The sequence below is a fragment of the Flavobacterium sp. NPDC079362 genome, from assembly GCF_050267765.1.
Lineage (GTDB): Bacteria > Bacteroidota > Bacteroidia > Flavobacteriales > Flavobacteriaceae > Flavobacterium > Flavobacterium azizsancarii.
Genome location: NZ_JBNNFM010000017.1, coordinates 1 through 26,331 on the forward strand (window position 1 = coordinate 1; position 26,331 = coordinate 26,331).

Annotated in this window: 26 protein-coding genes; 4 read left to right on the plus strand and 22 right to left on the minus strand. The window is 33.2% G+C overall.

What is annotated here, in order from left to right; genetic code table 11:
• Positions 1 to 282: 282 nt before the first annotated feature.
• The 21 genes from ACQKCJ_RS14850 to ACQKCJ_RS14950 form a co-directional block, all read right to left on the minus strand.
• Positions 283 to 1,428: an FAD-dependent oxidoreductase gene (locus ACQKCJ_RS14850; protein WP_271335778.1), complete on the minus strand. Its 1,146-nt coding sequence runs from the start codon at positions 1,426 to 1,428 to the stop codon at positions 283 to 285.
• Positions 1,429 to 1,533: 105 nt separating this feature from the next.
• Complete coding sequence (locus tag ACQKCJ_RS14855; RefSeq protein WP_271335779.1) at positions 1,534 to 2,124, minus strand: TetR/AcrR family transcriptional regulator; 591 nt, start codon at positions 2,122 to 2,124, stop codon at positions 1,534 to 1,536.
• Between the two features lie 319 nt (positions 2,125 to 2,443).
• Positions 2,444 to 3,325, minus strand: coding sequence for a L,D-transpeptidase (locus ACQKCJ_RS14860; RefSeq protein ID WP_427402311.1), 882 nt, complete (start codon positions 3,323 to 3,325; stop codon positions 2,444 to 2,446).
• 110 nt (positions 3,326 to 3,435) lie between these two features.
• Positions 3,436 to 4,017 carry an NUDIX domain-containing protein gene (locus ACQKCJ_RS14865; protein WP_271335781.1) on the minus strand — a complete coding sequence of 194 codons (582 nt, stop codon included), beginning with the start codon at positions 4,015 to 4,017 and terminating at the stop codon, positions 3,436 to 3,438.
• 54 nt (positions 4,018 to 4,071) lie between these two features.
• Positions 4,072 to 5,343 (minus strand): adenylosuccinate synthase, encoded by a 1,272-nt coding sequence (locus tag ACQKCJ_RS14870; protein ID WP_271335782.1) that lies wholly within the window; start codon positions 5,341 to 5,343, stop codon positions 4,072 to 4,074.
• A gap of 94 nt (positions 5,344 to 5,437) precedes the next feature.
• Positions 5,438 to 5,896: a Fur family transcriptional regulator gene (locus ACQKCJ_RS14875; protein WP_026981862.1), complete on the minus strand. Its 459-nt coding sequence runs from the start codon at positions 5,894 to 5,896 to the stop codon at positions 5,438 to 5,440.
• Positions 5,897 to 6,079: 183 nt separating this feature from the next.
• Positions 6,080 to 6,616 carry a hypothetical protein gene (locus ACQKCJ_RS14880; protein WP_427402312.1) on the minus strand — a complete coding sequence of 179 codons (537 nt, stop codon included), beginning with the start codon at positions 6,614 to 6,616 and terminating at the stop codon, positions 6,080 to 6,082.
• Between the two features lie 45 nt (positions 6,617 to 6,661).
• A complete protein-coding gene (locus ACQKCJ_RS14885) occupies positions 6,662 to 8,884 on the minus strand; it encodes a RelA/SpoT family protein (protein WP_271335785.1) in 2,223 nt (740 codons plus the stop codon).
• A gap of 177 nt (positions 8,885 to 9,061) precedes the next feature.
• Positions 9,062 to 10,600, minus strand: coding sequence for a serine hydrolase (locus ACQKCJ_RS14890; protein ID WP_427402313.1), 1,539 nt, complete (start codon positions 10,598 to 10,600; stop codon positions 9,062 to 9,064).
• Between the two features lie 12 nt (positions 10,601 to 10,612).
• On the minus strand, positions 10,613 to 11,404 hold the full coding sequence (locus ACQKCJ_RS14895; protein WP_271335787.1) for a TrmH family RNA methyltransferase: 792 nt from the start codon (positions 11,402 to 11,404) through the stop codon (positions 10,613 to 10,615).
• A gap of 124 nt (positions 11,405 to 11,528) precedes the next feature.
• Positions 11,529 to 12,473, minus strand: coding sequence for a serine hydrolase domain-containing protein (locus ACQKCJ_RS14900; protein ID WP_427402337.1), 945 nt, complete (start codon positions 12,471 to 12,473; stop codon positions 11,529 to 11,531).
• A 526-nt stretch (positions 12,474 to 12,999) separates the two neighbouring features.
• Positions 13,000 to 13,176: a hypothetical protein gene (locus ACQKCJ_RS14905; RefSeq protein ID WP_427402314.1), complete on the minus strand. Its 177-nt coding sequence runs from the start codon at positions 13,174 to 13,176 to the stop codon at positions 13,000 to 13,002.
• Between the two features lie 115 nt (positions 13,177 to 13,291).
• Positions 13,292 to 14,209 (minus strand): DUF2167 domain-containing protein, encoded by a 918-nt coding sequence (locus ACQKCJ_RS14910; RefSeq protein ID WP_271335789.1) that lies wholly within the window; start codon positions 14,207 to 14,209, stop codon positions 13,292 to 13,294.
• Between the two features lie 45 nt (positions 14,210 to 14,254).
• The gene (locus tag ACQKCJ_RS14915; protein WP_427402315.1) at positions 14,255 to 15,340 is read right to left on the minus strand and encodes a phosphoglyceromutase; all 1,086 of its coding nucleotides are present in this window, start codon (positions 15,338 to 15,340) and stop codon (positions 14,255 to 14,257) included.
• Between the two features lie 122 nt (positions 15,341 to 15,462).
• Positions 15,463 to 16,794 carry a DUF58 domain-containing protein gene (locus ACQKCJ_RS14920; RefSeq protein ID WP_271335791.1) on the minus strand — a complete coding sequence of 444 codons (1,332 nt, stop codon included), beginning with the start codon at positions 16,792 to 16,794 and terminating at the stop codon, positions 15,463 to 15,465.
• A gap of 33 nt (positions 16,795 to 16,827) precedes the next feature.
• Positions 16,828 to 17,442, minus strand: a complete 615-nt coding sequence (locus ACQKCJ_RS14925; RefSeq protein WP_271335792.1) for a hypothetical protein — start codon at positions 17,440 to 17,442, stop codon at positions 16,828 to 16,830.
• Between the two features lie 52 nt (positions 17,443 to 17,494).
• The gene (locus tag ACQKCJ_RS14930) at positions 17,495 to 18,508 is read right to left on the minus strand and encodes an AAA family ATPase (RefSeq protein WP_427402316.1); all 1,014 of its coding nucleotides are present in this window, start codon (positions 18,506 to 18,508) and stop codon (positions 17,495 to 17,497) included.
• 167 nt (positions 18,509 to 18,675) lie between these two features.
• Complete coding sequence (locus ACQKCJ_RS14935) at positions 18,676 to 19,902, minus strand: DUF4350 domain-containing protein (protein ID WP_271335794.1); 1,227 nt, start codon at positions 19,900 to 19,902, stop codon at positions 18,676 to 18,678.
• A complete protein-coding gene (locus ACQKCJ_RS14940) occupies positions 19,895 to 20,671 on the minus strand; it encodes a DUF4129 domain-containing protein (protein ID WP_271335795.1) in 777 nt (258 codons plus the stop codon). The genes ACQKCJ_RS14935 and ACQKCJ_RS14940 overlap by 8 nt, the downstream gene beginning before the upstream one ends.
• A complete protein-coding gene (locus ACQKCJ_RS14945) occupies positions 20,661 to 21,497 on the minus strand; it encodes a hypothetical protein (RefSeq protein ID WP_271335796.1) in 837 nt (278 codons plus the stop codon). The genes ACQKCJ_RS14940 and ACQKCJ_RS14945 overlap by 11 nt, the downstream gene beginning before the upstream one ends.
• 113 nt (positions 21,498 to 21,610) lie before the next feature.
• The gene (locus ACQKCJ_RS14950; protein WP_271335797.1) at positions 21,611 to 22,576 is read right to left on the minus strand and encodes a stage II sporulation protein M; all 966 of its coding nucleotides are present in this window, start codon (positions 22,574 to 22,576) and stop codon (positions 21,611 to 21,613) included.
• A gap of 20 nt (positions 22,577 to 22,596) precedes the next feature.
• On the opposite strand from ACQKCJ_RS14950, the gene ACQKCJ_RS14955 reads away from it, so the two are divergent.
• The 4 genes from ACQKCJ_RS14955 (at position 22,597) to ACQKCJ_RS14970 (ending at position 25,424) form a co-directional block, all read left to right on the plus strand.
• On the plus strand, positions 22,597 to 23,340 hold the full coding sequence (locus ACQKCJ_RS14955) for an RDD family protein (protein ID WP_271335798.1): 744 nt from the start codon (positions 22,597 to 22,599) through the stop codon (positions 23,338 to 23,340).
• Between the two features lie 136 nt (positions 23,341 to 23,476).
• Complete coding sequence (locus tag ACQKCJ_RS14960; RefSeq protein WP_271335799.1) at positions 23,477 to 24,334, plus strand: hypothetical protein; 858 nt, start codon at positions 23,477 to 23,479, stop codon at positions 24,332 to 24,334.
• A gap of 9 nt (positions 24,335 to 24,343) precedes the next feature.
• Positions 24,344 to 24,748 carry a PH domain-containing protein gene (locus ACQKCJ_RS14965; protein ID WP_271335800.1) on the plus strand — a complete coding sequence of 135 codons (405 nt, stop codon included), beginning with the start codon at positions 24,344 to 24,346 and terminating at the stop codon, positions 24,746 to 24,748.
• Between the two features lie 73 nt (positions 24,749 to 24,821).
• Positions 24,822 to 25,424, plus strand: a complete 603-nt coding sequence (locus ACQKCJ_RS14970; RefSeq protein ID WP_271335801.1) for a trimeric intracellular cation channel family protein — start codon at positions 24,822 to 24,824, stop codon at positions 25,422 to 25,424.
• Between the two features lie 219 nt (positions 25,425 to 25,643).
• On the opposite strand, the gene ACQKCJ_RS14975 is transcribed toward ACQKCJ_RS14970, so the two are convergent.
• A complete protein-coding gene (locus ACQKCJ_RS14975; protein ID WP_271335802.1) occupies positions 25,644 to 26,327 on the minus strand; it encodes a cell division ATP-binding protein FtsE in 684 nt (227 codons plus the stop codon).
• Between the last annotated feature and the right edge of the window lie 4 nt (positions 26,328 to 26,331).

The window sequence follows — 26,331 nt, forward strand, 5'->3', positions numbered from 1 at the left end:
TCACGGAAGTACTTTAGGTTAGGTATCTATCTTAAAATGTATCGTAAATTAAGAACCGCCTTGGTACGGATCCGTATGCCGGGTGGTGTGGAAGGCCGCCTAGGGAATTAATCCCTAGGCTCCTATCCGATTTTAAAGCCGATAGGTTTTGCATAATCTTATCATTTCGACGAAGGAGAAATCACACTAGAAATTCCGCAAAGAAAGTCGCCAATCTTTGTCTATTATGGAGTGTGATTCTCCTTCGTCGAAATGAACATAAATAACAAAGAAAGAAAATTATTAAACTCCGCCACGACTATTTAATATTTTCTCAGTAGTCACGTCAGAATGAAGTAATTCCTCCATTTGATAGGTGGTGCGTTGTGCCTCCAGTGCATAACCAAACATTTTTTGTTCATAATCGTCAATAGCGTCCTGCAAGGTTTCGAATTGCCCGTTTGTTAGGTTTTCTGTTAACTGATAAGCATCCATCAAACCCATATTTACACCTTCGCCTGCAAACGGTGGCATTACATGTGCCGCATCGCCTACAAGGGTTATGTTTGAATGTTTTTTCCAGGTTTCTTCAAGAGAAAATAGGCGCAAAGGCAATCCTGTAAAATCAGTTGAAGCAACGAAGAATTTTTTGTAATCCTCGTTCCAGTTCTCAAATTTTTTCAGTAAAAAAGCAATAACTGCAGCATTGTCTTCAAAGTCAATTTCGTTATTTAAAACCCAATTTTCATCAGCTTTAAAAGAAACTCCAAAATGCACGGAACCGTCGCGTAAAGTATGGGTATAAAACATTTTTTTCTCCCCCATTGCCATTACGTTTCCGTCACCGTATTTAGGTTTAAATTCAGGATAATCACGATCCGGATTTTCTATTTCTCCCTGAATAATATAAGTTCCTGAAAGTTGAGGTTCTTTGTCCGTAACAAATTTTCTGGCATTTGATCTTCCTCCGTTTGCAACAATTACAAAATCAGCAATTGTTTTATTGCCATTTTTGAATTCCAGATAATACTGTTCATCGATTTTTTGAATGTCCGTCAATTGACTGTCCCATACAACAGTATTTTCCTCAAGGTTTTCGAGCATGATTTTTCTCAAATCATTTCGATCAATTTCAGGTCTTTGATATCCATTTTCTTCAGTTGGCATTTCTTCTGAAGTAATATTTCCATGCATATCGGCCATTTTCTCTCCGGTTGGTCTTGCGTACTGATAAAAGGCGTCCATTAGATCCGCTTTTTTGATTGCTTTTTGTCCTGAATCTGCATGTATGTCAAGCGTTCCGCCTGAAGTTCTTGCCTGAGCATTTAAATCTCTTTCGTAAACTGTTACTTCAGCTCCGTTTATTTGTAATATTCTGGCTGTTGTTAAACCTACAGGTCCGCCACCAATGATGGCTACCTTTTTATTTTTTATAAGTGAAGTGTTCATTTGATTTTTATTTAATTGATATTGTTGTGATTGAGTTTATTTTGATATTTAAATTAACATTAAAATTGAGGTTAATATTGCAATTGATATTACGATCGATTTTTATCAGGGAGTTAATGCTTTAATAACCAGATTAAATGCTTCGTTGCTAATTTCTTTTGTAAAAGCAAAAGGTTTTCCGGACATTGATTTTCCTTCTCTGTGCAATTCCAAAAGAGAGTAAAGCGATCCGTAAGCAATACTCCAAAAAACTTCGAAGGTGATAGGGAGAAGTTCTTTCTTTTCGATAGCCCTGGTAATGAATTTTGTCATTTCATCTTTAAAGTCTGTTGTGATTTCAGATAAAATGGCATCACCATAAGTAGAATGTTTCAAAAGTTCGATGCAATCCGTTTGAAGTGGAAAATTTAGTGTGTATTTAGATCTGTTATCCCATTGCTTGCGTAAACCGTCTACAAACGACATTTCTGAAGAAAAACCAACTAACATTTCATTAAAGAAATTTTTTCCAATTTCGATTCCAATTTTACGGATAAGATCTTCTTTGTCTGAATAATAAATATAAAGGGTCGCTACAGAAACGCCACATTCTCTGGCTAAACGATTCATCCCAAAACCTTCTACGCCTTGTGAAACCAGCATTTCGATTGCTTTTTGCTTTACAATTTCTTCTTTATTAGTGTCTCTGGTTCTCATTGTTCGAATTAATTATGGTACAAAGATATTAATAATAAATGAACGTTCGCTTATTTATTATAAAAAAAAGGTTCAAAGGTTCAAAGGAACAGAGGAGCAAAGGTTTCAGTTGAGACGAAAAGCAGTATGTCTAAATTGGGTTTTAGCTGAATAGTCGTCAGCTTTAGCTGGAGGACGAAAGGGGATAAAGAAATAGGCTTTAGTCAAATGTAATTGAAATTCTAAAAAAAACTTCGTAGCATAAAACCATAAAACATAAAAAAGCTGCTAATATAATTCGTCAAAATTATATTAGCAGCTTTTTCTTTAATAACAATATTTAGGGAGTTGCAGTTTGTTCTGCTTCTCTAATTTTTTGATTCTCCAAAATCTTTTGTATAAAAGGTTGAGTTTGTGTTTCTATTTCAGCTTCAGAAATGTCAAGAGCTTTTGGATCTTTTACTAATTCGAACCATGGTTTTGGTCCGTCAAAGTTATAACTTCCAAAAACAACTACCGGAGTTCCTTTTACTTTTACATTTTCCTTGTCTTGTAAAATCCATTCATCTGCAAATTTATAAAGATATTTTGCATCATTTTCTTGAAGTCGTAAACAAGAATGTGAGGCTGGATAACCTGGTAATGCGTATTCGTGAAAACCGACACCCAGTTTATTTTCGATATTAAAATTCCATTTTAATTCCCATTCGTCATTAAAAGTACTGGTTGTTTTTTCTGCTTTCCAATTGGTAAAAAATAATCCGGTTGGAGTAGGGTCTTTTTTTCTTCCCATATTTGATGGCCCGGTACGGACTAATTCTCCATTTTCGTAAGCAGCAAATGCTTGTGTAGGATAGGAGAAGATAATTATTTTTGAAACTTCTTCTAAAGCTTTTATATGTAGAGGAAATGGCAGATAATAAACATTATCGCCAGTAAAATCTGCAGGAACAACAACTGAATCCAATTTTGCAAAGTTTGCTTTATCAGTTCTGTTTATGGCATAGGCAATACGAAGTTTTGTACTGTCAGATTCATTTGCTTTTAGCCAGTCCTTTGTTTTTTCAAAATGATAGGATACAGATTTTGGCTTTATATGTTCAATTACCTTTTTTGGTTTTATTTTTTTTGAGGTTTCAGTTGATTCATTTTTTTTACATGAACCTAATAAAACTAATATTAATACAAGTACGATATTTGATGTGTAATATAACTTTTTCATAAACTGGTTTTTTATTACTGTAAAGTTATTTTATTAGTGTCTAATATGAATTACACAATTTCTTGAATTGTTTGTTTGATTTTCATTTAAGTAATCGTGTATTACAAATCTTATATCAATTCTTTTATTTTAGCATGTTGCAGCAATAAAATAGTTTTGGCATCTGTAATTTCGCCGGATTCAATCATTGCATAAGCTTCATCAAAAGTATATTCCAGAACTTCAATGTTTTCCTGTTCAGCATCTAATCCTCCGCCATCATTTACTTTCATGGTTTCGTCGTATTCACCCACAAATAAATAAAGGATCTCTGTTACGGAACCTGGTGACATATAAGTTTCGATTACTTTTTGAACTTTTTGTAAGCGATAACCTGTTTCTTCTTCGGTTTCGCGAATAACGGCTTGTTCTGCATTGTCCTGATCGAGAAGTCCTGCACAAACCTCAATCATCATTCCGGTTTTATTTCCGTTAAGATAGGTTGGTAAACGAAATTGCCTTGTCAGGATAACTGTTTTCTTTGCAGTGTTATACAATAAAATAGCAGCTCCGTTTCCGCGGTCGTATACTTCGCGAATATGAGATTCTACTTTGCCATCTTTCTTTTGGTAGTCAAAAGTGACCTTGTTTAATATGTACCAATTATCTGAAAGTAATGTTGTGTCAGTAATTTTAATTTCTGGATTTTTCATAATTAGAAATCTTTGTATAAAAAAACGCTCTGGTTATCAGAGCGTTTAGATGTATTATTTTGTTATTGTTTGCTTTCTGTCCGGGCCAACTGATACAATCTTAATTGGCACTCCAACTTCTTCTTCAATAAACTGAATATATTCTTTTAGCTCAATTGGTAATTGATCGTAAGTGGTCAATCCTGTTAAGTCAGCTTTCCATCCTTTAAATTCTTTATAAACAGGAGTTACGTTTTCCGGCTCGATGTTATAAGGAAAGTGAGAAATGTTTTGTCCTTTATAGTTGTATTCTGTACAGATTTTCAAAGTTTCGAATCCTGAAAGAACGTCGCCTTTCATCATCATCAATTGTGTAACTCCGTTTACCTGAACAGCATATTTTAAAGCCACAAGGTCTAACCATCCACAACGTCTTTGTCTTCCTGTAACAGATCCAAATTCGTTTCCAACTTTTGCCATTGTAGCACCAACTTCGTCAAAAAGTTCAGTTGGGAAAGGTCCGCTACCAACACGGGTAACATACGCTTTAAAAATTCCGTATACTTCCTTGATTTTGTTAGGAGCAATTCCTAAGCCTGTACAAGCTCCGGCAGCAGTAGTATTTGATGAAGTTACAAAAGGATAAGTTCCAAAATCAACATCTAATAAAGAACCTTGTGCTCCCTCGCATAAAATAGATTTACCTGCTTTTTGTGCTTGGTAGATATATTCTTCACTGTCAATAAAATCTAATTTTTTTAATTCTTCGATAGCTTCAAAAAATTCTTTTTCAAGTTCAGCTAAGTTATATTGAATCGCTACATCATAAAAAGCAATCATTGCTTCATGCTTGTCTGCTAATGCTCTGTAACGTTCTTTAAAATCTTCTAATTCGATATCACCAACGCGTAATCCGTTTCTACCGGTTTTGTCCATATAAGTTGGACCAATTCCTTTAAGGGTAGAACCAATCTTAGCTTTTCCTTTAGATGCTTCAGAAGCAGCATCAAGTAAACGGTGAGTTGGTAAAATTAAATGTGCTTTTCTTGAAATGATCAATTTGTTTTTGATGTCAAGGTTGAATTTCTCTAAACCTTCAATTTCTTTTTGAAAAACTACCGGATCTATTACAACACCATTACCAATGATGTTTATTGAATTTTTATGAAAAATTCCAGAAGGAATGGTTCTAAGTACATGTTTGATTCCGTCAAATTCTAAAGTATGTCCTGCATTTGGTCCTCCTTGAAAACGTGCAATAATGTCATAATTAGAGGTAAGAACGTCAACAATTTTCCCTTTACCTTCATCTCCCCATTGTAATCCTAGTAATAAATCTACGGTCATTCTGTTTTAATTTGCGTTGAGGCAATCTAAATTGCCCTACTGATTAATGTAGTTAATTTTCTTTTTTTTATTTTTTAAATAATGCCTTTCCGGATTATTGTTTTTGCTTTTTGTTTCCGTAGAAATACAATGAATGATTCGTGATTTCGATATCAAATATTTCTTCGATTGTTTTTTTGATGGTTTGAATTCTTGGATCGCAAAATTCGATTACCTCACCAGAATCAGTCATGATAATATGATCATGCTGTTTATCAAAATATGATTTTTCGTAGTAAGCCTGATTTTGCCCAAATTGATGTTTTCTAACCAAAGCGCAGTCTAACAATAACTCGATCGTGTTGTATAATGTAGCTCTACTCACACGATAGTTCTTGTTTTTCATTTTGATATATAAGTTTTCTATATCAAAATGTTCTTCGCTATCGTAAATTTCCTGAAGTATAGCATAACGCTCAGGAGTTTTGCGATGCCCTTTTTGCTCAAGATACATTGTAAAAACATTTTTTACAATTTCTTGATTCTTAGTGTTGTCAGTTGAAATGAGTGTCATATCCTGCAAAGATAATTTTTTATTTTTAATGAATAAAAGTTTCGGGTTTAAAGTTTAACGTTCATGAGGTATTTGATCAGCAATAAGGCACTATTTGCAGGCTTTTGAGCTGATAAAATTTCCGTTACGCAAACTAACTTAATTAACATAATTATTTTTATTTATGATAAAACTAACATTTGTCTATTTAGACATATACATGTACCAGTTCCATTCCCATGTTTTTCCTTTATCATCAGACATGGCCTGACTCCAAACTGGATTTTTACTATCTCTGGCATCCCAACGAAATACCTGTAATACATCTTTGCCTTCAAAAACATCTTTAGAATAGAAATGTCCAATCTTATTTTCAAAAGAACCAACTACCGGTTTGTCTAAAACGCCTGTATTTGAATCTGACCAATAAATACTCCACAATTTTGTGCGAGGATTAAATAATCTAACCGTCATTCCTTCAAAAGGTTCACCATCAAATGTGGTAAGAAAATTATCGATATTACCAATTCCGTTCAAAATCTTATACATTTCCTGAGTTGAGGGAAATTCGATCCATTCCGTACAATTTGCAAATCTCTTTTTTAATTTTTTATTTCGAATATTTGATTTTCCTTGAAAAAAATCAAAATCATCTTTTGAGGAAGATTCAGAAGCAATAATTAAAAGTTCACCATTTTGATCAAAATGTACTTTTGGAATTTCTAAATCATCGTTTGCCATTATTTAATCCTATTTATATTCCGTTTCTAAATGGAAAGTGTTGATTTAGGTTCTGTATTCTCTTGTAACTTTGTCTACCCCGTCAATTTTTTTAATGGCATTGATCATTTTCTTTAAGATCGTATTGTTCTGAACGATTACTGCAATCTGTCCATGAAAAATTCCGGCATCTGTACTCAGCGAAATACTCTGAATATTCACACTCATATTGTTCGAAATTACTCTTGTCAATTGATTGGTAAGTCCTAAAACATCCATTCCGGTAATATTGATAATGGCTTTGAATTCTTCTTGTGAAGAATCAATCCATTTGGCGCTCATAATTCTATAAGCGTAATTTGACTGCATTCCGATTGCGTTTGGGCAATCTTTTTTATGAACTTTTATTCCTTCGTTTATTGTTACAAATCCAAAAACGTCATCTCCCGGAATTGGGTTGCAACATGGCGAGAGTTTATAATCAAGTTTGTCATGTTCAGTACCAAAAACCAACATATCATAATTACTGCTCATGACAGGTTTATGAATGTCTTCTGCGGCAGTTGGTTCTTTATTTCGTTTAATTTTATTTTTAAAGAAATTGATAAAACTATTGCTTTTCTGCGCAGCGTAATCTTTTAATTGTTGATTTTCAATTGCTCCAAGTCCAACTCTGTAAAATAAATCTAAACTGGTTTTAAGTTTGAAAAAGTTGACCAGTTCATTGATAACTTGTTCGTTGATTGTTATTTTTAAATGTCGAAGTTTTCGGGTAAGTAATTCTTTTCCTTCTTCGGCAATTTTTTTGGTGTTCTCGTTTAGAACGTTTTTAATCTTATTTTTGGCTCTCGAAGTCGTTACGTATTCTAACCAGTTTATGGTTGGTTTTTGATTTGCAGAGGTAATAACTTCGACCTGATCACCACTTTTTAGTTCGTGATTTAAGGGAACCAAACGTCCGTTGACACGGGTTCCTCTGGTTTTAATTCCAATTTCGGAGTGAATGCTAAAAGCAAAATCAAGTGAAGTAGCGCCTTTAGGCAGTGATTTAATTTCTCCTTTTGGTGTAAAAACAAAGATTTCTTTTGAATATAAATTCATTTTAAAATCTTCTACAAAATCTACCGCATTGGTTTCCTGATTTTCAAGTGCTTCACGAAGCAAATTCAGCCAGACATCCAAACCGCTTTCTTCGGTTGCGCCATTTTTGTATTTATAATGTGCAGCGTAACCTTTCTCTGCAATTTCATCCATACGCTCGCTTCGAACCTGTACTTCGACCCAGCGGCCCTTTGGTCCCATAACGGTAATGTGCAAAGCTTCATAACCAGTTGATTTAGGCGAAGAAATCCAGTCACGCAAGCGACTCGGGCTTGGTCTGTAATGATCTGTTACGATCGAATAGATTTTCCAAGCGACAAATTTTTCATCGTGCGGGTCTGATTTATAGACAATTCTTAAAGCGAACTTGTCATAAACTTCGTCAAAACTTACATTTTGAGCGCGCATTTTTCGACGAATCGAATAGATAGATTTCGGACGTCCTTTAATTACATAATCGATGCCTTCATTATCCATAGATTTCTTTAAAACTTCAGAAATATCTTTGATGTAAGCATCTTGTTCTTCTTTCGTTTCTCTGATTCTGCTGACAATATCATTGTAAACAGCAGGTTCTGTATATTTTAAACCTAAATCTTCTAATTTGGTTTTGATATTATAAAGTCCCAGACGATGGGCGAGAGGAGCATAGATATAAAGTGTTTCTGAGGCAATTTTAGTCTGCTTGTATTCTGCCATCGAATCCATAGTTTGCATATTGTGCAAACGATCTGCCAGTTTTATCAAAATTACACGAACATCATCGTTCAGCGTCAGGATCATTTTTCTGAAATTCTCTGCCTGCATCGAAGCATTCAGATCTTTTTGAACCAATGAAATTTTCGTCAGGCCTTCGACTAATTGAGCTACTTTTGGGTTGAATAATCGCTCAATATCTTCGACTGTCATAGGAGTGTCTTCTACAACATCGTGCAATAAAGCCGCAGCAATAGAGGTTGCTCCCAAACCAATTTCAGAAGCTACAATTTTTGCAACTGCAATAGGATGAAAGATATACGCTTCGCCAGATTTACGTCTTTGCTCTTTATGTGCATCAACAGCAACGTCAAATGCTTTACGGATAAGTTTTTTGTCGGTTGGACTTAAAGTCTGATAACTGATTCGAAGTAATTCTTTGTACTCTTGGGCAATTGCTTTGTTTTCTTTTTCAATATCTATTTCTATCATAACGGCATGGTTCAAGTACTAAAAATAAGAATTAGTTTGAATATACGCAAGGGAATGGAGAGTTGATTTTAGAAGGAGTTTATTTTGTTTAAAGTTTCAGGTTTCAGGTTTTTGAGCACTATTTTCTCGCCCACTTTTAAACCTGAAACCTGAAACCTGAAACCTGAAACTTTGAAATTACTCTTTCGTAAAATCTAAATCCTGAAAATCATAACTAAAATCTGTTAACTCAGAAATTGGAAGCATTTTTAGGTTAATAACTTTTCCGTTTTGGTCGTATTTGAAAAGTAAATGAGCATCAGCATGAAAAAAAGCGTTATTCCATTTTACGAGATAGTTTCCGTCTTTATAGAAAAAAACTTCACCAACAAGTTGTGGCGAACGTTTTGATGCAAAATAGGCTTTTCCTTTTTTCTCGGTAATGGTAACTTCTCCAAACCAATTGTCTTTATAAGTTCCGGTAATTTTAGAGAAATCAACTTTTATTTTATCTTTTTTATTTTTTACAACAGTCGCCCAAACTTCATCAGTAACTTTATCTGCAGATGCTTCACTGGCTTTCATCCTATTGCTGTAAAGAGTTACATAATCATCAGATTTAATGCCTAGATAACTGTCTTTGATAGTGTTTGTTATGGCTGTAAATGCGGCTCCGGATTGTTGATTGGTCAAAACGATAATTCCTAAACCTAGTTCAGGAATTAAAGTGGTTTGGGTTACATTTCCTTCCAGACCGCCGGTATGCGAAACTTGCTTGTATCCTTTTACATCGTTTAAAAACCAACCCAGGCCATATCCGTTAAAATGAGTATTGTAAGGAGGTTTTGTTTTAGTTGGAATTATGGTTTGCAATTGCCACATTTCATCGTGTTCTTTCTCTGAAAATAATTGTTTATTGTCGCTGTATTTTCCATTATTAATTTGCAAAATAGCCCATTTGCTCAAATCATTTACACTTGAATAAATTCCTGCTGCGCCATCAAAAAGCTGATTTTCATATCGTTTGATGGTTTTTAGTTTGCCATCAAGCGGAACGTGAGGTGTAATTACGTTTGTTGTGTCTTTTAAACGTTTTACAGAAGCCACGCTGTTATTCATTTCCAAAGGTTTCATGATGCGTTCTTCTACAAAATCTGCCCAGGTTTTTCCGGTGACAACATGAATAATTTCGCCGGCAATAATATACATTAGATTATCATAATCGTATTTAGTTCTAAAACTGGAAACGGGTTTTAAATATCTTAAATTATGAATAATATCTTGTGCTTTAAAGTCACTTCCGTCAGGCCAGATCATCAAATCTCCCGCACCAAGTCCAAGTCCGCTTCTGTGTGTTAATAAATCACGAATTGTGAATTCTCGGGTTACATAATCATCAGACATTTTAAAATCCGGTAGATATTGGGTTACTTTATCATCCCATTTTATCTTGCCTTCATCAACCAGCATTGCAAGTGCAGCTGTTGTAAAAGCCTTACTGTTTGAAGCAATTCCGAAAAGTGTATTTGCATCTACTTTTTGTTGGGTTACAACTGATTTTACACCATATCCTTTTGCAAGAACTACTTTTCCGTCTTTTACAATTGCAACTGCAATTCCGGGAACATCAAAAGCTTTTATGGTACGATTTACCAATTCATCTACTTCCTGATTGGTTATTTGTGCCGTAACGGAGAAACTAAATAATAATGCTAAAAGAGATAATTTGTAATTCATGATGTGATTTTTTTAGTTAAATCCTCGCTGGCGTTTGGCTTCAAAAATTAAAATAGCTGCCGCAACGGAGACATTCATACTGTCGATTTCGCCCTGCATAGGTATAATAATATTTTGAGTTGCAGCATCGCGCCAATCCTGTGTCAATCCTGTGGCTTCTGTGCCTACAACCAAAGCGGTTGGAGTTGTAAAATCCTGTGTATGATAAGAGGTTGAATTTTGTAATGTAGCACAGTAAAAATCAATCTTTTTTTCTTTTAGAAAAGCAATGATTTCGGCCGTTGTTCCTGTGGCAATTTGGTTGGTAAATAAACAACCAACGCTTGATCGCACAATATTTGGATTGTATAAATCACTCTTTGGGTTGGCAATCAAAACGGCATCAAGATTTGCAGCATCTGCCGTACGCAAAAGGGCTCCAATATTTCCTGGTTTTTCAGGTGCTTCGGCGACAATAATCAACGGATTATCTGATAATTTTAAATCAGATAATAACATCGATTTGGTTTTGGCTATAGCCAGAATACCTTCGGTTGTATCGCGATAGGCTAGCTTTTGGTAAACCTCTTTATTGATTTCGATTAACTGAACCGGCGTGTTAACCAATTTATTGATCTGATTTTCAGTGACCAGTTCCGGTAAAAACAGAACGGTTTCTATTTCGTAACCGCCTTTTATTGCTAATGAAATTTCGCGTAAGCCTTCAATCAAAAATGTTCCGGTTTGTTTTCTGGCTTTTGCCTTTTCCTGCAGTAAAACGAGTGATTTTATAAACGGATTTTGTATTGAAGTAATTTGTTTCATTCTTAAAGATACTGAGTTTCTAAGGCGCTAAGATACTGAGATTTTTTTTAAAAAGCGTCAAGGGTTTACAGGTTCAAAGATTTTGTCCTGCGAGGTTTTTCAAAGTCTTTAGGTTTAAAAATATTTATCCTTTCAACTTGGGTCTTATTATTTTTAAGATTTCGGTATGATAATAAAAGGTCTTTTTTATTTCATCAGGATAGTAGGCAATATTTTCAAGTACAATAACACTTGTTTTAGTTTTAGGATAATAATAATTCATAGAAACAAATCCCGGACAAAACCCAGTTTGTCCATATTGTAATATACCATCTATTGTATCTATTGTTATCCCGTAGCCATATGGCGTTTTTCCGAAAATAGGATGATTACGTATCGCATTTTTTTGCTTCGTTTCCAGCATTTTCAAGGTTGCTTTTTTTAATAATTTTCCACCATAGAATTGCTCATTCCATAAGTTTAAATCACTACAGTTTGATATAAAAGAGCCGGCAGCGGCATAATTTTGCAAACTTTTATTTTCGAGTTCAATTGTACCATTTTCAGTTTCCGTATATCCTTTAACTAAATTTTTATATTGCTTAATGTCAGGATGAAAAGTATGTTTCATTCCACATTTTTCAAACATTTTTTTTGATAGCCCTGCAAATGATTCACCAGAAGTTTTCTCAATAATTTTAGCGAGTAAATCATAACCAATTTGCGAATAAGCATATTGAGTTCCAGGTTTAAAAGCAGTTGGTTTATCTAATTCAACGATGCCATGCATGTGTGTCAGTAATTGATGAACCGTAACTGTATCTGCCCAAGACTGTTTTAATTCAGGTAAATATTGATGAATCGGTACAAATAGTTCAACACGTCCTTTGTCATATTCTCTAAGTAAGAGAACGGTAGTAAATTGTTTGCTTATAGAGCCAATTACAAATTGATCATTAAGCTGTAAAGATGCTTTTTTGTTCAGGTCAGAATAACCCAAAGCTTTAAAATATTTTGTTTTTCCTTTTTGAGAAATAAAAATTATTCCGTTAAAAGGTTTTTCTGTTTTAGCAGAAATAAGAGCATCAATTTGCTTTTCAAAATTGGCATTTTGAGCTTAGGCTGTAACTATTATTTCAAAAAATAGAAATAAAAACAATAGTATTTTCTTCATTTAAGATGGATGGGGATTACAGGTAATGATATTTTTTAAAGAGGTACAAAGGTACAAAGCACCAAAGGTTCAAAGTTTTTTGTCTGCATCCTTCGAGGTTTTTAAAATCTCTTAGGTTTAAATTGCTTCCATAATTCTTTGGCTTCTTTTTTTGTCAAAGTCTTTATTAAGTTTTTTGAAAAATCTACATTTATTAGTGGAAAATCACTTTGGTTTTCACCAGTCAAAATCAATGGTTTATTTAAAATTTTACTCACTTGGTTCATGAAACCTAAAATCTTTTTATAATTATCAAATGAATATATTTCCTTCGGATCAATATCAAATTCAATTTCCTCAACTGAAAAAAAATGAAGATTTATGATAATATCGTCAATTATGATAGATGAAATTATTGCTTCAAATTCTCCCGTTTTATCATTCAGATATTGAATTAAATATTCTAAATCAATTTTATTAACCTCTTTATTTTCTCCTGACAGACCATATTCACAATGTGGTTTGCATTGAGGTAATTAATTAAAATTTTCCAATCTTCAATTTTTACATTTTGAACATAAATATCGATCAATGCTCCATCTGGCTCAAAAATCCATTTTATTTCATCCCAATCTATCATTGTGTTAATTTATCATTGTTTTATAAAAAAAGATACCACGAATTCCACGAATTTTCACGAATTAATATTTTGCGTAATGATGGTGAAAATTAGCGGAAATTCGTGGCAAAAAAACTTATTCTTCTGTAGGATTATTTTCTTCTAATAATGCCGTTTCTTCTTCTTGTGGTCTTGTGGTTACCTGATTTTTCTTGCCAAAGAAAAACTTTCTCATGGCCGCAAAACCTGCTGCAATAGCTAAAAATATGATTTTACCAAATTTAGCAATGATAGCAAAGAAACCTACTTTTGCTAAAACTTTTCCGGCAACTAATCCGCCAATAGTCCATGCTGCGACAGTATCTGTATCAGCATCAAAGTCAAGATATTTGTGTCCGTCATTAAACTCAACACTTTTTAATACCTGCGGAATACTGGCTTTTACTTCTGCAAGTTGATCCATTCCTGCAACGGCAGAGATATTGTACATTCCTTTTCGTCCTAAAACTCGCAAATCATAGTTTAAAGTATTTGCTTCGTCTTTTCCAAATTTTAGTTCTTTTGCCCAATGCAAAACTTTTAAATTACTATCGTAGTAAGGTTTTGATGCCCATCCTACTAATTGTACTTCAGGATAATTGCCTTTTTTGCGTTCTTCATTTTCTACTGTTACATCTTCTTTCATTGTTTTTAGCAAATCATCATAGTCAATATCTCCGGCATCATCGTCTTTGACAAAGCCATCTCCTCGATAACTAATGACGAACATCCAGCTATTGCTGTGTGTAACTCCTTTTCCGTCAGGAACAAGAGAGCCTAAAACGCTTTTATCTTCCGGATTTCCCCATAAATTGGTCAAAATTCCTTGTGTTTGTTCTGCGTTAAGAAATTTAAAACCTTTTGGTACATTTAGTGTTCCGTCTCCTTCCGGCAGCGTAATTTTTCCTGATTGATAATTTAATGTTTTCTCAAAAAGCTCATCGTTATTAGGTTCCTGGGCAATAAGAGGTGTGAAAATGGTCATTAAAAAAAGAAACAATAGTGTTTTTTTCATTTGAATAAATTGGTTTTGGTTGATTATTATTTTGGATTGATTTAATTATTTCTGAAGCAGTTCTGAAATCTCATTCGCAACAGGATGTGAGGTTGTAAATGTGTATCCCATAATTTTTGCAATGGTTTGTGCGATCTGTTTTTGATACAATTGAGATTCTGTTTTTATTTCGCCTTTAGGTGCAATTTCTGGCCCAATTGCGGCAAACCAAATTTCAGATGCACCCGGAACATCAGCTCCATGATCTGTCCATTGTGCTTTTGTTTTATCTCCGCGGCCGTGATCAACGGTGATTAATAAAGTAGTTTTGTTTTTGTATTGAGGATCATTTTGTACAAAATCCCAGATTTCCTTAATCCATTTGTCGACTTGGTTTGCAGCATCAAGATACGATCTGTAGTGACCGTGATGTGCCCATTCATCAGTTTCTCCATAAGCGATATAAAGTACTTTTGGTTTCTTTGTTTTCAGTTCATCCAATGCCTGATAGTGTGTAAAAACATCCAGACATTCATCTTCATGAAAGGGTTTAAACGAATTATTACGCATTTCGTTTAATAGTTTCTGAGTTGCTGTAGGTTTATTTCCTCCCACATTATCAAAGGCAGAAATTACCGGAAAACCACTTCTTTGTTCATTCAAAATTCGGTCAAAAGCATCCCATGCGCCAAAAGCGGCAACTTTACCTTTTAGTTTTTGTTGTTGGTTTAGGAATTCCAAAACATTGACATTCGGATTTGCTTTATAACTATTAGAATTCACAGCAACATCAACGTTTCCGGTCATAATTTCGCTATATCCCGGATAGCTAAACCAATATGGGTTTGAAACATCTACTTTATTTCCTAAATCACGATTGCCGTAAATCTGACCTTTCGTAACAATTTCAGACCATAAAAAAGGCATGATTTTTTTACGTGATGCTGTAAAATCAGCAGCGGCATATTTTTTATAAATATAAGTGCTGTCTCCCTGATTGAATTTTTTGTCATTGGCAATTGCGGGATCTATTCCTTTAAAGATTTCCTGCCATCTAAAACCGTCAGTAGTAATAATAATGATATTTTCTGTCTTTTGCGCATGAGACAAAAGACTTGTAAAAACGAATAGAATTAAAATCAGTTTTTTCATTTTTTTAGAGTTATAAAGGTTCAAAAGAACAAAGATTCAAAGATTTTTTAACTATTTTTAATTGATGTCAGGAACTTGATGTTTTAATAATATAGACAAAAAAAGCGTTATCATTTTTGCTTCTATAAAATTCCTCTCGCTTTGATTTCTAAATATTTATTGATTGCATCCAAAGTAAGATTTTCAGGTTGTGTCAAAACAGAATGTATTCCGTATTTCTTAAGTTCGTTTGCGATAAGTCGTTTTTCGAACATGAATTTTTCGGCAATTACTTTATCATAAACTTCCTGAATTGTATCCGTTTTTTTGTTGATAATCGCATTCAGTTCAGTATTACTAAAGAAAACAACAACCAGTAAATGACTTTTTGCAATTCCTTTTAAATAAGGTAATTGGCGATTTAAACCGTCCATGGTTTCGAAGTTGGTATATAGAATGATTAAACTTCTTTGGTTAATGTTTTTCTTGATGTCTACATACAAACGGCTGTAATCACTTTCGAAAAAGTCAGTTTTGATGTTGTATAAGGTTTCCAGAATTTTTTGCATCTGAGACGATTTTTTTTCTGCAAAAACTCTGTTTTCTACTTTTTTAGAGAAAGCAAAAATACCTGCTTTGTCTTGCTTTTTCAAAATAACATTTGCTAAAACCAAAGTCGAATTTATAGCGTAATCCAGTAAACTCAATCCATCAAAAGGCATTTGCATGACACGGCCTTTATCGATCGCCATATAAACCGATTGGGATTTTTCGTCTTGAAACTGATTGACCATCAGTGAATTTTTCTTTGCCGTCGCTTTCCAGTTTAAAGTCCTGAGATCATCGCCCTGAACATATTCTTTAATTTGTTCAAACTCCATGGTATGGCCAATTCGGCGAATTTTCTTGATTCCGTATTGGTATAAATTATTCGAAAAAGCCAATAAATCGTATTTTCTCAATTGAATATAAGACGGATAGGTGGGAACCATTTTATCTTTATCGAAAGAATATCTCTTGGAAATTAATTTTAAAGGAGAAGAAACATAGATATTCAGATAGCCAAAATAATATTCGCCACGTTCTGTTGGACGTAAATCATATCCAAATTCTTTTTGCTCAGAAGCTTTAATTGTCTTTACAATTTTGAAATTCCTTACCTGAAACTGAAACGGAATTTCGTCTATGATTTTAGCTGAAATCTTAAACGTATAGTGGTTTTTTATTTGAATTTTTACAGGATTCAAATCACCGTTAGAAAGTTTTTCCGGTGTTATTCTTTCTGCCTCTATTCCCGTTTTGGTTATATATAAAAGCAGAATATCGATTCCTGAAAAAGTAACTAAAACCAAAACTACAAACCAAACGGCATTGTATAAATTAGGAAAAATAAAAGCGCAGACAAACAATCCAATAATGCCTAAAAGCACATAGAAGAAGAAGTTATTGAGGTAAAGGCTTTTTATGAATTTCAATTTAAAAAATATTTAAAGTTTAATTTCTTAATTCTATATTTTAGTCAGGCTGTTATAATCAAATCCTTCTAAGTAGGAGATTTTCCAGATACCGTTTTCTTTAATTGCTTTTACGTTATATTTAGATTTATCCTTCCATTCCGTCCACGTCCAATTTAAAGTAGCTTTGTTGTTATCTATTTTCACGATGCTGATCTTCATGGTTTTCCAATATTCGTCAGGGCTGTCCTGGCAATCACACCACATATTGGCATCATTGCCATAAGGAGGCAAATCTCCAACAAGGTATTCCATTTTATTAGTTTTAAGATTGTCGCCAATTTTTAACCCGATCTTATTGTAATTATCAAGAAATTCTTGTGCAAAAAAGTTCGTTTTTTTTAGTTCTTCTAATCTTTTGGTATGTGCTTTTAAATTCAGGCCAATGTATTTGTCTCCTTTCTTATTTTCAACAACATCAAAGTCCATCTTCGAACTTTTAGTCTCAATCCATTCATAAGTTTTTCTGAGTAAGGATTCAAGCTGCTGCTTATCACTTAAAAAATAGATTGATGCATTTATTTTTTTCAAAGGCTTAACATCCATTGGTTTAAAACTTACCAATGAAATACAAAAAAGTGATAAAAATAATAGTTTAGAAAATTTCATTAAAAAAAAGATTATTATTTAAAATATAACGACTTAAAACTGCGGCTTAAAACTATCTTGGAATTTCTACAGTTTCAATAATTTGTTTGATAATTTCAGAGCTTGTAATTCCTTCCATTTCACGTTCCGGAGCTACAATCACGCGATGCTGCAAAACCGGAGTTGCTGCTTCTTTAATATCTTCAGGTGTAACAAAATCACGTCCTCGAATGGCTGCGAAACCTTTTGCCGCATTCAAAATCGCAATCGAAGCACGAGGCGAAGCTCCTAAATACAAAAAGGCATTTTCGCGCGTATTTACCACAATTCTGGCAATGTATTCCAATAGATTTTGTTCTACTCTAATTTGTTTGACCAAAGCCTGATATTCTTTTATTTCAGCTCCCGAAAGTATGGTTTTTATAGCTTCCAGTTTTCCATGATCCTGCAACAAATGTTCTCTTTGTATGATCAGGATTTCTTCCTCTAGTTTTGGATAGTCAATCGTGATTTTGAATAAAAAACGGTCTAATTGTGCTTCCGGCAAACGATAGGTTCCTTCTTGCTCAATTGGATTTTGTGTTGCAATAACTAAAAATGGAGTTTCAAGCTGATACGCAAATCCGTCAATTGTGATCTGGCGCTCTTCCATAACTTCAAAAAGAGCAGCTTGCGTTTTAGCAGGAGCACGATTGATCTCATCAATTAAAATCAGATTAGAGAAAATAGGTCCTTTCTTAAACTCAAACTCAGAATTCTTCAGGTTAAAAATCGAAGTTCCTAAAATATCAGATGGCATTAAATCCGGAGTAAACTGAATTCGGCTAAAACCAATATTCAGCGTTTTTGACAACAATTTAGCTGTAATAGTTTTAGCAACTCCCGGAACACCTTCAAGCAAAACGTGACCGTTTGATAAAATGGCAACCAAAAGCTGATCGATCATTTTGTGTTGTCCTACAATTACTGTTTCAAGTTCTTTCTTGATGTTGTTAACGTGATCCAGAAGCGGTCCTAAATTTATTCTTGTTTCAAAATTCACATTTTCATTTGTGATTTCTGTTTCTGTTGTATTGATATCGTCCATGTTTGGTATGTTTTCTTTATATATTTTGGTTACTTTTTGTCATTTCGACGAAGGAGAAATCACATCCAATATTCCGCACCGTTTTTCTCTTTGTGCTATTTTACTTGTGTTCTCTTCGTATGTAATTTCTCCTTCGTCGAAATGACAAGAAATTGTATTATTCTTATCTAATGTATAATTTTCTCTATTGCATTATTAATTCTGATTAAATCTTCTTCAAGACTGCCGTGATAGCTATTGCGATGTTCGTTGATCAAAAATATAAGTTCTTGTATGTCCGTTTCGCTTTTTCCTGTTTTATAATGCAGTTTTTTAATAAAAGTATCATCTAATTTTGTAGTATCAATCAAATATTCGGTTCTGATTTTTTCTAAAAAGTAAATGATTTTTTTATCGATAATATTTTTGTGATCGCCTTCCTGATAATATAAATTTCCAATTGTTTTTGTAAAATCAATTGTTGAATTTGGTAAAGGTTTCAGGATCGGAACAATACGTTGTTTTCGCTTGGCATTAAAAATAATAAAAATCAACATTCCGATTAAAAAGAAATACCATGCCCATTTTAATGCCGGCTGACTTAAGATATAACGCAAAGGCGAGCCGGAAATACTTTCGTTATGCTGTCCTTTTGTATACCAGAAAATATCTCCTTTCGGAATATAGGAAAGCAAGCTTTGTGCATATTCGTAATCATTTCCTTTTAATAAGTGTAAATTAGTAAAAGCGGCAGGCTGTGTATGTAAATAAAAATAACCGTTTTTATAAGGAATTTTTATAAAATTGACATCTTTGAATTTAGGCGTTAGTTTATTTGTATTTCCCTGATAACCCAGAACAACTGTATTAAGTGTATCTATTTTTGAGAAAAAATAATCTCCCATTCCTCCGACTAAATGGTGTTTTTTTGAATCTAATTTTTTATTTGCGAACCAAAATGTGTTTATCTTATTTACGAAGTATTGTGAATCAGAATCGATATCGATTTTCAAACTGTCTAATATAGGTCCCGGCAATGTTTTCATGCTTAAAAAAGCATTGTTTCCGTGCGACACAAAATAAAGCAGTTCTTTAGCCGATTGATCATCAATGGTACTAAATTCAGATATGTTGATGAAGGTTCCTTTGATTTTATAATTTTGAGCAAGACTGTCTTCGTCGTATTTCGAGTCTAAAAATTCATAAGGCGTAAGAGCGGAAACTCTCTCTACTTTGTGATTTTTAAAAAAGCCATTGATTTCCTTATCAAAAACATATAATCCATACGGAATTTTGTCATTGACAGCATAAGTTGGTCTCCAGTCAATAGGTTTTGGCTGATCACGGTCTGCTATTAAAATTAAGGCTAGAATAAAAACCAGAACAGCAATGTATATTTTGATACTTTTATCCATTACTAAAGGTTTTTATAGCATTTTTAAATCGGCTTTCGGCTTTTATAAATGAGGTTTCATCGATATCAAATTCACCATACCAGATGTAGTTGTATAGATAGGATAAATAGGTGAATTCTTCTTTATGAATTGGTTTTTGAAGTTCGTATAAATAATCAGAATTTGTCTTTTCTATATCCCATTCGATATAATGATTTTGCGCCATAACCTTTAATAACCAAAGATAATAATAGCGAATAACGACCCTTTTTTCTCCGGATTGAAGGCTTTCTTTGATTAGTTTTTCAAAATCCAAAAGATGAATATTCTTTTCTATATCTGAGTAATAGATATTTCTTTTATTGGCGTTTTTTCCAAAAATCCATTGTCCTTCTTTATTAATCAGGGCTTTTGCTATTAAATAAATTACAAAAACAATAATTAGAACTGCAATTGTTTTTAGAAAAATCCCAACATAATTGATGGAGGTTTCTGTATTGTGTTCCTTAAAAATACTTCGGTAAATTTTAGCAAGCCATTCGACAAAACGTTGCCATAAACCTTTTTCAGGAACTTTATATTCGTACATAAAATCTGAACCGGTATATTTTTTCTTAAAATCTTTAGAAAAAGTTTTCGCTTCTACAGTGTCAGAATCAATTTGAATGTCTTTTTCAGTGTATTGAACAGCCGTTATTTTTGGAGGATCAACTGTATCCAAAGAATCCTGAGCAATAACATTGCCCCAGAAGAAAAGAAAAGAAAGGATAAGGAGAATTCTAGACATCATTGGATCCAATTAAATCAATATCAGTAGTCGAAGTTTTGTTTTCTGTGTCTAAACTATAATAAATAATCCCTTGATTAATAACTAGTATGTTATTAAAAATAGTACTGATTGCAAGTAGTATAATAAAGATCAATGAAATCGTGAATAAGAGTATTGGCGAATCCTCAACTGGTTTTACATCAAAATTAGGATTTACTAATACTGTACCCAGAAAAATAAATATTCCCACAAAATAAAAGAACAATGTTATAGATCCCTGTATCATTTGGATTATTACCATTACTATAAAAGTGGCACCAATTATCGCCCAGAAATCCTTTTTTAGTAAAATATAAGCGTGATTTAAAGACTGAAAAAAGCTTTTTTCCTGAATAAGATAGCTATAAAAACTAAAGTTTATAAAAGTAAATAGAGCCGGAATCGCAATTATTAATAACGGGAAACCAATTAAAACAAAGCACAGGAAAAACAATAAAAGAACAGTTACAACCAAGACAGGGAACAGGATAAAAACCAAACCAAAGCTAAACTTAAACATTTTCCAGATATTCTGTTTAAAAGCAGATAATATATCTTTTGCGGTAAAATCATTTGTGTTTTTTTCGGCGATCAGTTTTAAATATAAAATAGGATAGGATGAGTTGAACAGAGATACAATTAACAGGATAAGAACAAAAAGCACCACTACAGCAATTAGGAGCGGGTAGTTATTGTTGAAATATTTTAAAAGATAATCTGTTGGCACACCTTTTAGATTGTCATTGAATAAAAACCTAAAATTAATTTTTAGAAACCAATACATTAAAGCGCCCGTTACAAGAAGCATTCCTGTATTGATTATGAAAAAAATCTTGAAAAAATGCTTTCCAAAAGTTTTAAAAAAGGTGAAAGAGTCTATGATATAGTCGCCGAGTTCTCGTTTCTTGAAAAGTTCAAACATTATAATGAGGTTGTTTTTTTGTGAACAATAAAGGGATAAACTAAATAGTAAAATGAAATTATCCCTAATGTAATTAGAATGATAAAACTGCTCAGCCAATTGGGCATATCGATAGAATATCGGGTAATATAGCCTTCAAGAAATCCTGCGCTTATGGTAAAAGGAAGTGTGCTCAGAAATATTTTAAAGCTGTTTTTAAACCCTATTTTAAAGGAGTTTATTCTCGAGTATGTTTTAGGAAATAGGATAGAAGCTCCCAGAATAAATCCCGCAGCAGTTTCAATTACGATAGCAAAAATTTCCATTGAGCCGTGAATCCAGATGCCGCGAACACTTTTCCAGAAAACGCCCTGCTCATAAAAAAAGTACTGAAAAGCCCCTAACATCAATGAGTTTTGAAGAAAAATGTAAAAACTTCCCAGACCGCCAAAAATTCCATAAATATAACATCTTGCGCCTACATAAAGGTTGTTTATCGTGATGCCAATAAAACTTCCCCAATTGCTTCCTGACTCATAAACGGCCATTGGATTTCCTTTTTTGATATTGTCAAGCGTCATGTTGACATAACCGTCTCCTAAAATCAACCTGACAAAATTTTGATCATATCGTGCCGAAACTACTCCCATGGCAACCGTTGCAAAAAATAAAATAAAGGCATACAGCAAATACCTCCTGTATTCATAAAGGAGTAAAGGAACTTCGGTTTTAAAGAATTCCAGGAATCTGTTTTTTTCGGTACGCTTGGTTTTATAAATTTTTTGATAAATCTGCGAGGCAAGATGGTTTAAATACACTACTGTTTTACTTTTTGGGTAATACGTTTGAGCGTAAGATAAATCATTCATCATTTGAATGTACAAATTAGCTAACTCATCAGGATTTTTTTTAGCTTTACCAAAAATTGCTAGCTCGAATTCAAGCCATTTTTCTTTATTTTGTTTTATGAAGGCGACTTCTCTCATTGTAGGCTAAAATATAAAATATGTCAGAATTATCTATTAATACAACACAAAATGTTCGAATAAATTTTATTGCCGCTTCTCCCGGAGAACGAATAGGATCTTATTTTATAGATCTGGCTATCAAAGTTGCTTATGTGGCGGTGGTTTCCCTTGTTTTTTTTTATTGGTTAAATTTTGATAAATTATTTCAAACGTTAGACAATTGGTCAAAAGGTTCGATAGTTTTGATCCTTTATTTCCCATTTTTCATTTATTCGCTAACTTTAGAAAGCATTTTTGAAGGTCAAACCATCGGGAAAAAACTAGTCAGGATCAAAGTCGTGAAAATAGACGGTTATCAGGCAGGATTTGGGGATTACTTAATGCGCTGGTTTTTTAGACTGGTAGATATTACACTTTTATATGGTATAGTGGCAGTAGTAAGTGTTATTTCGAGTAAAAAAGCTCAAAGATTAGGTGATATGGTTGCGGGAACTGCGGTTATAACTTTAAAAAATAAAATAAACATCAGTCATACTATTCTCGAAGAAATAGGAGAGTCGTACGTGCCTACTTATCCTTTGGTAATTAAATTATCTGATAATGATATGCGAATTATTAAAGAGACTTTTCAAAATGCCGAGGCAAGAAATGATCAGGAAGTTATTTATAAATTGGTAGCTAAGATTGAAACTGTAACGGGAATTAAAAATCAATCCGGCAGCGAAAACGATTTTTTAAGGGTGATTTTGAAAGATTACAATTTTTACACGCAGAATATGTAGTTAATTTGGTTTTTTGTGCCTGTTTGTTCTGAATTTCGTAACTTTGAGTATGCTTCTATTTTATAAATTTAGGGAGTATATTTTAGAAAAGGCGGATCCGAAAAGCCAAAGAGTAGGAAAATTTAATTTAAATACCATGAACTTTACAAAAGTTATTACCGTAATATTAATAATGTTTGTTTCCGTTTTTACTTTCGCCCAAGGAGGTAAAAAATTGGATAAAATAATAAAAAGAGATTATCAGATTATTGAATGTACGATTGCTAAAATGTCTGACAAAGAGGTTGAATATTCTTTACCGGGAGAAACAATGCGAATAGCGCTTGAAGTATCTCAAATTGCCAGAATTGATTTTGCCAGTGGCCGTTCTCAAACTTTTGATATATCTGCAAATAATGCAAACACTGTTTCTCCGGATGATTCAGGTCATATTATAACTTCTGCCGAAATGAAACCCAATACAATTGCTGTATTACCAGTTCCGTATGTAAATTCAGGTACTATGGAGAGTTCTGAAGAAATGGCAAAGTTTGCGCAAAGTGATCTTTATAATAAGTTGTTAGACAAATCTGCAAATCTATTTCCGTTAACTGTTCAGGACTTAAGAGTTACAAATAGTTTATTGCATAAAGCCGGAATTGATTATAAAAATATCGATGAAACTCCAATCGAAGATCTTCAAAAAATCCTTGGAGTAGATAATATCGTTGCAGCAAAAGTTTCTTATACAATTACAGAAGGTTCAACAGCTTCAACTTACAACAGTGGAAGCGCTAAAGTAAGCGACAATAATAAAAAATTAAAAACAAGCGACATTTCTACAACAAATGCCAGTACACAAACGTACTATAACTACATGGTTTATTTTGATATGTATAAAAACGGAACCAAAATTTACTCACAAACCCGTAAACCTTTCCTAAATATAAAAGACAGCTGGATCGATTCTATTTCATATTTATTGAAAAGAAGTCCGATCTATGTAAAAAGATAATAAGTAGAAATGGAGCAATTCAAGTCTAAAGCAGATGTTTGGCTGATACTATTTTTAGTAGTGATTTTTGGTGCTGTCTTGATTAATTTAGCGTACGATCAAAAGTGGATTGGTTTTGTATTTATACTCTTCGTAGTTGCTTTTATTTTGCATGTCTTTTTGAATACATATTATATAATCGAAAATGATAAGTTGACTATTAAATGTGGCTTTTTTATTAATTTGAAAATTGAAATTCAGAGTATAAAAAAAATAACTAAAAGCTATAACGTTATAAGTTCGCCAGCACTTTCGTTTGACAGAATTGAGATTGTTTACAATCAGTTTGATACAGTTTTGATCTCTCCAAAAGACAGACTTAGATTTATTGAAGCTATTAAGAGCGTTAATCCTCAAATAGAAATAAATATATAGGTTCAAAAACTAAATAATCAATTCAGTTTTTGAACCTTTGTATCTTTGTACCTTTGCAACTTAAAAAATTAGAATGTTTCATTTATTAGATCTTATCGGTACAATGGCTTTTGCAATGTCAGGTGCCTTAACGGCTATGCATAAAAGGCTTGATCCGTTTGGTGTTTTTATCATTGCTTTTGTTACGGCGGTTGGTGGCGGTACGCTTCGTGATGTCTTGATAGGCAGAACTCCGGTAGGATGGATGCAGGATCTGCAATATGTTTATGTAATAATCTTAGGTTTTGGCTTCGCCATTCTTTTCAGAAAAAAGTTTGACAGATTAAGGACTTCTCTTTTTTTGTTTGATACTATCGGACTTGGTGTTTTTACTTTAATAGGTCTTGAAAAAGGTCTTGAAAAGGGACTGCATCCTGTAATTTGTATTGCTTTAGGAACTATGACAGCTTGTTTTGGAGGTGTAACACGTGATATTTTGTGTACCGAAATTCCAACAATATTCAGAAGAGAAATTTATGCTACCATATGTATTTTGGGCGGAATCGTCTTTTTTGCACTAAAAAAACTGAATCTTGATAACGATATTTTATACGTCGTAACTTCTGTGGTTATTATTACCGTTCGATTATTAGCAGTAAAATTCAAATGGTTTTTACCGGCATTTGATCACAAATAATTGTTTCGCAACATTATGCATTCTTAAAATTACTTTGCTTATTTGGAGATAAAAGGAATAAAAGAATGACAAACTTATCAGAGTGTTTCCCCAAATAAATTTTTATTTCTGATTATGATTTTATATTGAATTCCTAAAATCACAGAATTGTAGTTTTAAATGCTGAACAAGCACAAAAAACATTTAATTAGGATAGAATTAGAATTAAAATAGAAAGAATTATACGCTGCGTTGTACTACTTCAAAAATTCTTTCGTCTTCGCATTTCAATGTTTTAGACGGGAATTTTAGCAATAAAGCATAATCATGAGTTGCCATGATCACGGTTTTACCGTTTGCGTTAATTTTTTTTAATACTTCCAGAACTTCAGAACTGGTCTGTGGGTCAAGGTTTCCTGTTGGTTCATCAGCCAAGATAAATTCAGGATCGTTTAATAAAGCTCTTGCAATAGCAACACGTTGTTGTTCTCCTCCTGAAAGCTGATGTGGCATTTTATTGGTGTAATCTTTCATACCAACTTTGTCCAGAACTTCATCAATTTTGCGTTCCATTCCTTCTTTATCAATCCATCCTGTAGCTCTCAAAACAAATAGCATATTGTCTTTTACGGAACGGTCCGGCAGTAATTTGAAATCCTGAAATACAATTCCGATTTTACGTCTCAAATACGGAATGTCTTTTTCTTTTAAAGTAGCCAAATCAAATTCAACAATATGACCTTCACCTTCAGTTAAAGGCAAATCCCCGTACAAAGTTTTTAGGAAACTACTTTTTCCGGAACCTGTTTTTCCAATAATATAGATAAACTCACCGTGGTTAACATCTAAATTAATATGGGATAAAATTTTTCTTCCTTCCTGATATATAGTAACTTCTTTAAGAGACAGTACGGTTTGTGACATAATA

Excerpts from the sequence above, each read along its gene's own strand:
- ACQKCJ_RS14915 (WP_427402315.1), bottom strand. The coding sequence starts at position 15,340 with ATGAAAAAACTGATTTTAATTCTATTCGTTTTTACAAGTCTTTTGTCT.
- ACQKCJ_RS14880 (WP_427402312.1), bottom strand. The coding sequence starts at position 6,616 with ATGGCAAACGATGATTTAGAAATTCCAAAAGTACATTTTGATCAAAAT.
- ACQKCJ_RS14940 (WP_271335795.1), bottom strand. The coding sequence starts at position 20,671 with ATGATGTCTAGAATTCTCCTTATCCTTTCTTTTCTTTTCTTCTGGGGC.
- ACQKCJ_RS14975 (WP_271335802.1), bottom strand. The coding sequence starts at position 26,327 with ATGTCACAAACCGTACTGTCTCTTAAAGAAGTTACTATATATCAGGAA.
- ACQKCJ_RS14965 (WP_271335800.1), top strand. The coding sequence starts at position 24,344 with ATGGAGCAATTCAAGTCTAAAGCAGATGTTTGGCTGATACTATTTTTA.
- ACQKCJ_RS14875 (WP_026981862.1), bottom strand. The coding sequence starts at position 5,896 with ATGACACTCATTTCAACTGACAACACTAAGAATCAAGAAATTGTAAAA.
- ACQKCJ_RS14935 (WP_271335794.1), bottom strand. The coding sequence starts at position 19,902 with ATGGATAAAAGTATCAAAATATACATTGCTGTTCTGGTTTTTATTCTA.
- ACQKCJ_RS14955 (WP_271335798.1), top strand. The coding sequence starts at position 22,597 with ATGTCAGAATTATCTATTAATACAACACAAAATGTTCGAATAAATTTT.
- ACQKCJ_RS14895 (WP_271335787.1), bottom strand. The coding sequence starts at position 11,404 with ATGAAACAAATTACTTCAATACAAAATCCGTTTATAAAATCACTCGTT.
- ACQKCJ_RS14865 (WP_271335781.1), bottom strand. The coding sequence starts at position 4,017 with ATGAAAAATCCAGAAATTAAAATTACTGACACAACATTACTTTCAGAT.
- ACQKCJ_RS14870 (WP_271335782.1), bottom strand. The coding sequence starts at position 5,343 with ATGACCGTAGATTTATTACTAGGATTACAATGGGGAGATGAAGGTAAA.
- ACQKCJ_RS14930 (WP_427402316.1), bottom strand. The coding sequence starts at position 18,508 with ATGGACGATATCAATACAACAGAAACAGAAATCACAAATGAAAATGTG.
- ACQKCJ_RS14950 (WP_271335797.1), bottom strand. The coding sequence starts at position 22,576 with ATGAGAGAAGTCGCCTTCATAAAACAAAATAAAGAAAAATGGCTTGAA.
- ACQKCJ_RS14860 (WP_427402311.1), bottom strand. The coding sequence starts at position 3,325 with ATGAAAAAGTTATATTACACATCAAATATCGTACTTGTATTAATATTA.
- ACQKCJ_RS14890 (WP_427402313.1), bottom strand. The coding sequence starts at position 10,600 with ATGAATTACAAATTATCTCTTTTAGCATTATTATTTAGTTTCTCCGTT.
- ACQKCJ_RS14910 (WP_271335789.1), bottom strand. The coding sequence starts at position 14,209 with ATGAAAAAAACACTATTGTTTCTTTTTTTAATGACCATTTTCACACCT.
- ACQKCJ_RS14885 (WP_271335785.1), bottom strand. The coding sequence starts at position 8,884 with ATGATAGAAATAGATATTGAAAAAGAAAACAAAGCAATTGCCCAAGAG.
- ACQKCJ_RS14945 (WP_271335796.1), bottom strand. The coding sequence starts at position 21,497 with ATGCTTCTTGTAACGGGCGCTTTAATGTATTGGTTTCTAAAAATTAAT.
- ACQKCJ_RS14850 (WP_271335778.1), bottom strand. The coding sequence starts at position 1,428 with ATGAACACTTCACTTATAAAAAATAAAAAGGTAGCCATCATTGGTGGC.
- ACQKCJ_RS14855 (WP_271335779.1), bottom strand. The coding sequence starts at position 2,124 with ATGAGAACCAGAGACACTAATAAAGAAGAAATTGTAAAGCAAAAAGCA.
- ACQKCJ_RS14960 (WP_271335799.1), top strand. The coding sequence starts at position 23,477 with ATGAACTTTACAAAAGTTATTACCGTAATATTAATAATGTTTGTTTCC.
- ACQKCJ_RS14905 (WP_427402314.1), bottom strand. The coding sequence starts at position 13,176 with ATGATAGATTGGGATGAAATAAAATGGATTTTTGAGCCAGATGGAGCA.
- ACQKCJ_RS14925 (WP_271335792.1), bottom strand. The coding sequence starts at position 17,442 with ATGAAATTTTCTAAACTATTATTTTTATCACTTTTTTGTATTTCATTG.
- ACQKCJ_RS14970 (WP_271335801.1), top strand. The coding sequence starts at position 24,822 with ATGTTTCATTTATTAGATCTTATCGGTACAATGGCTTTTGCAATGTCA.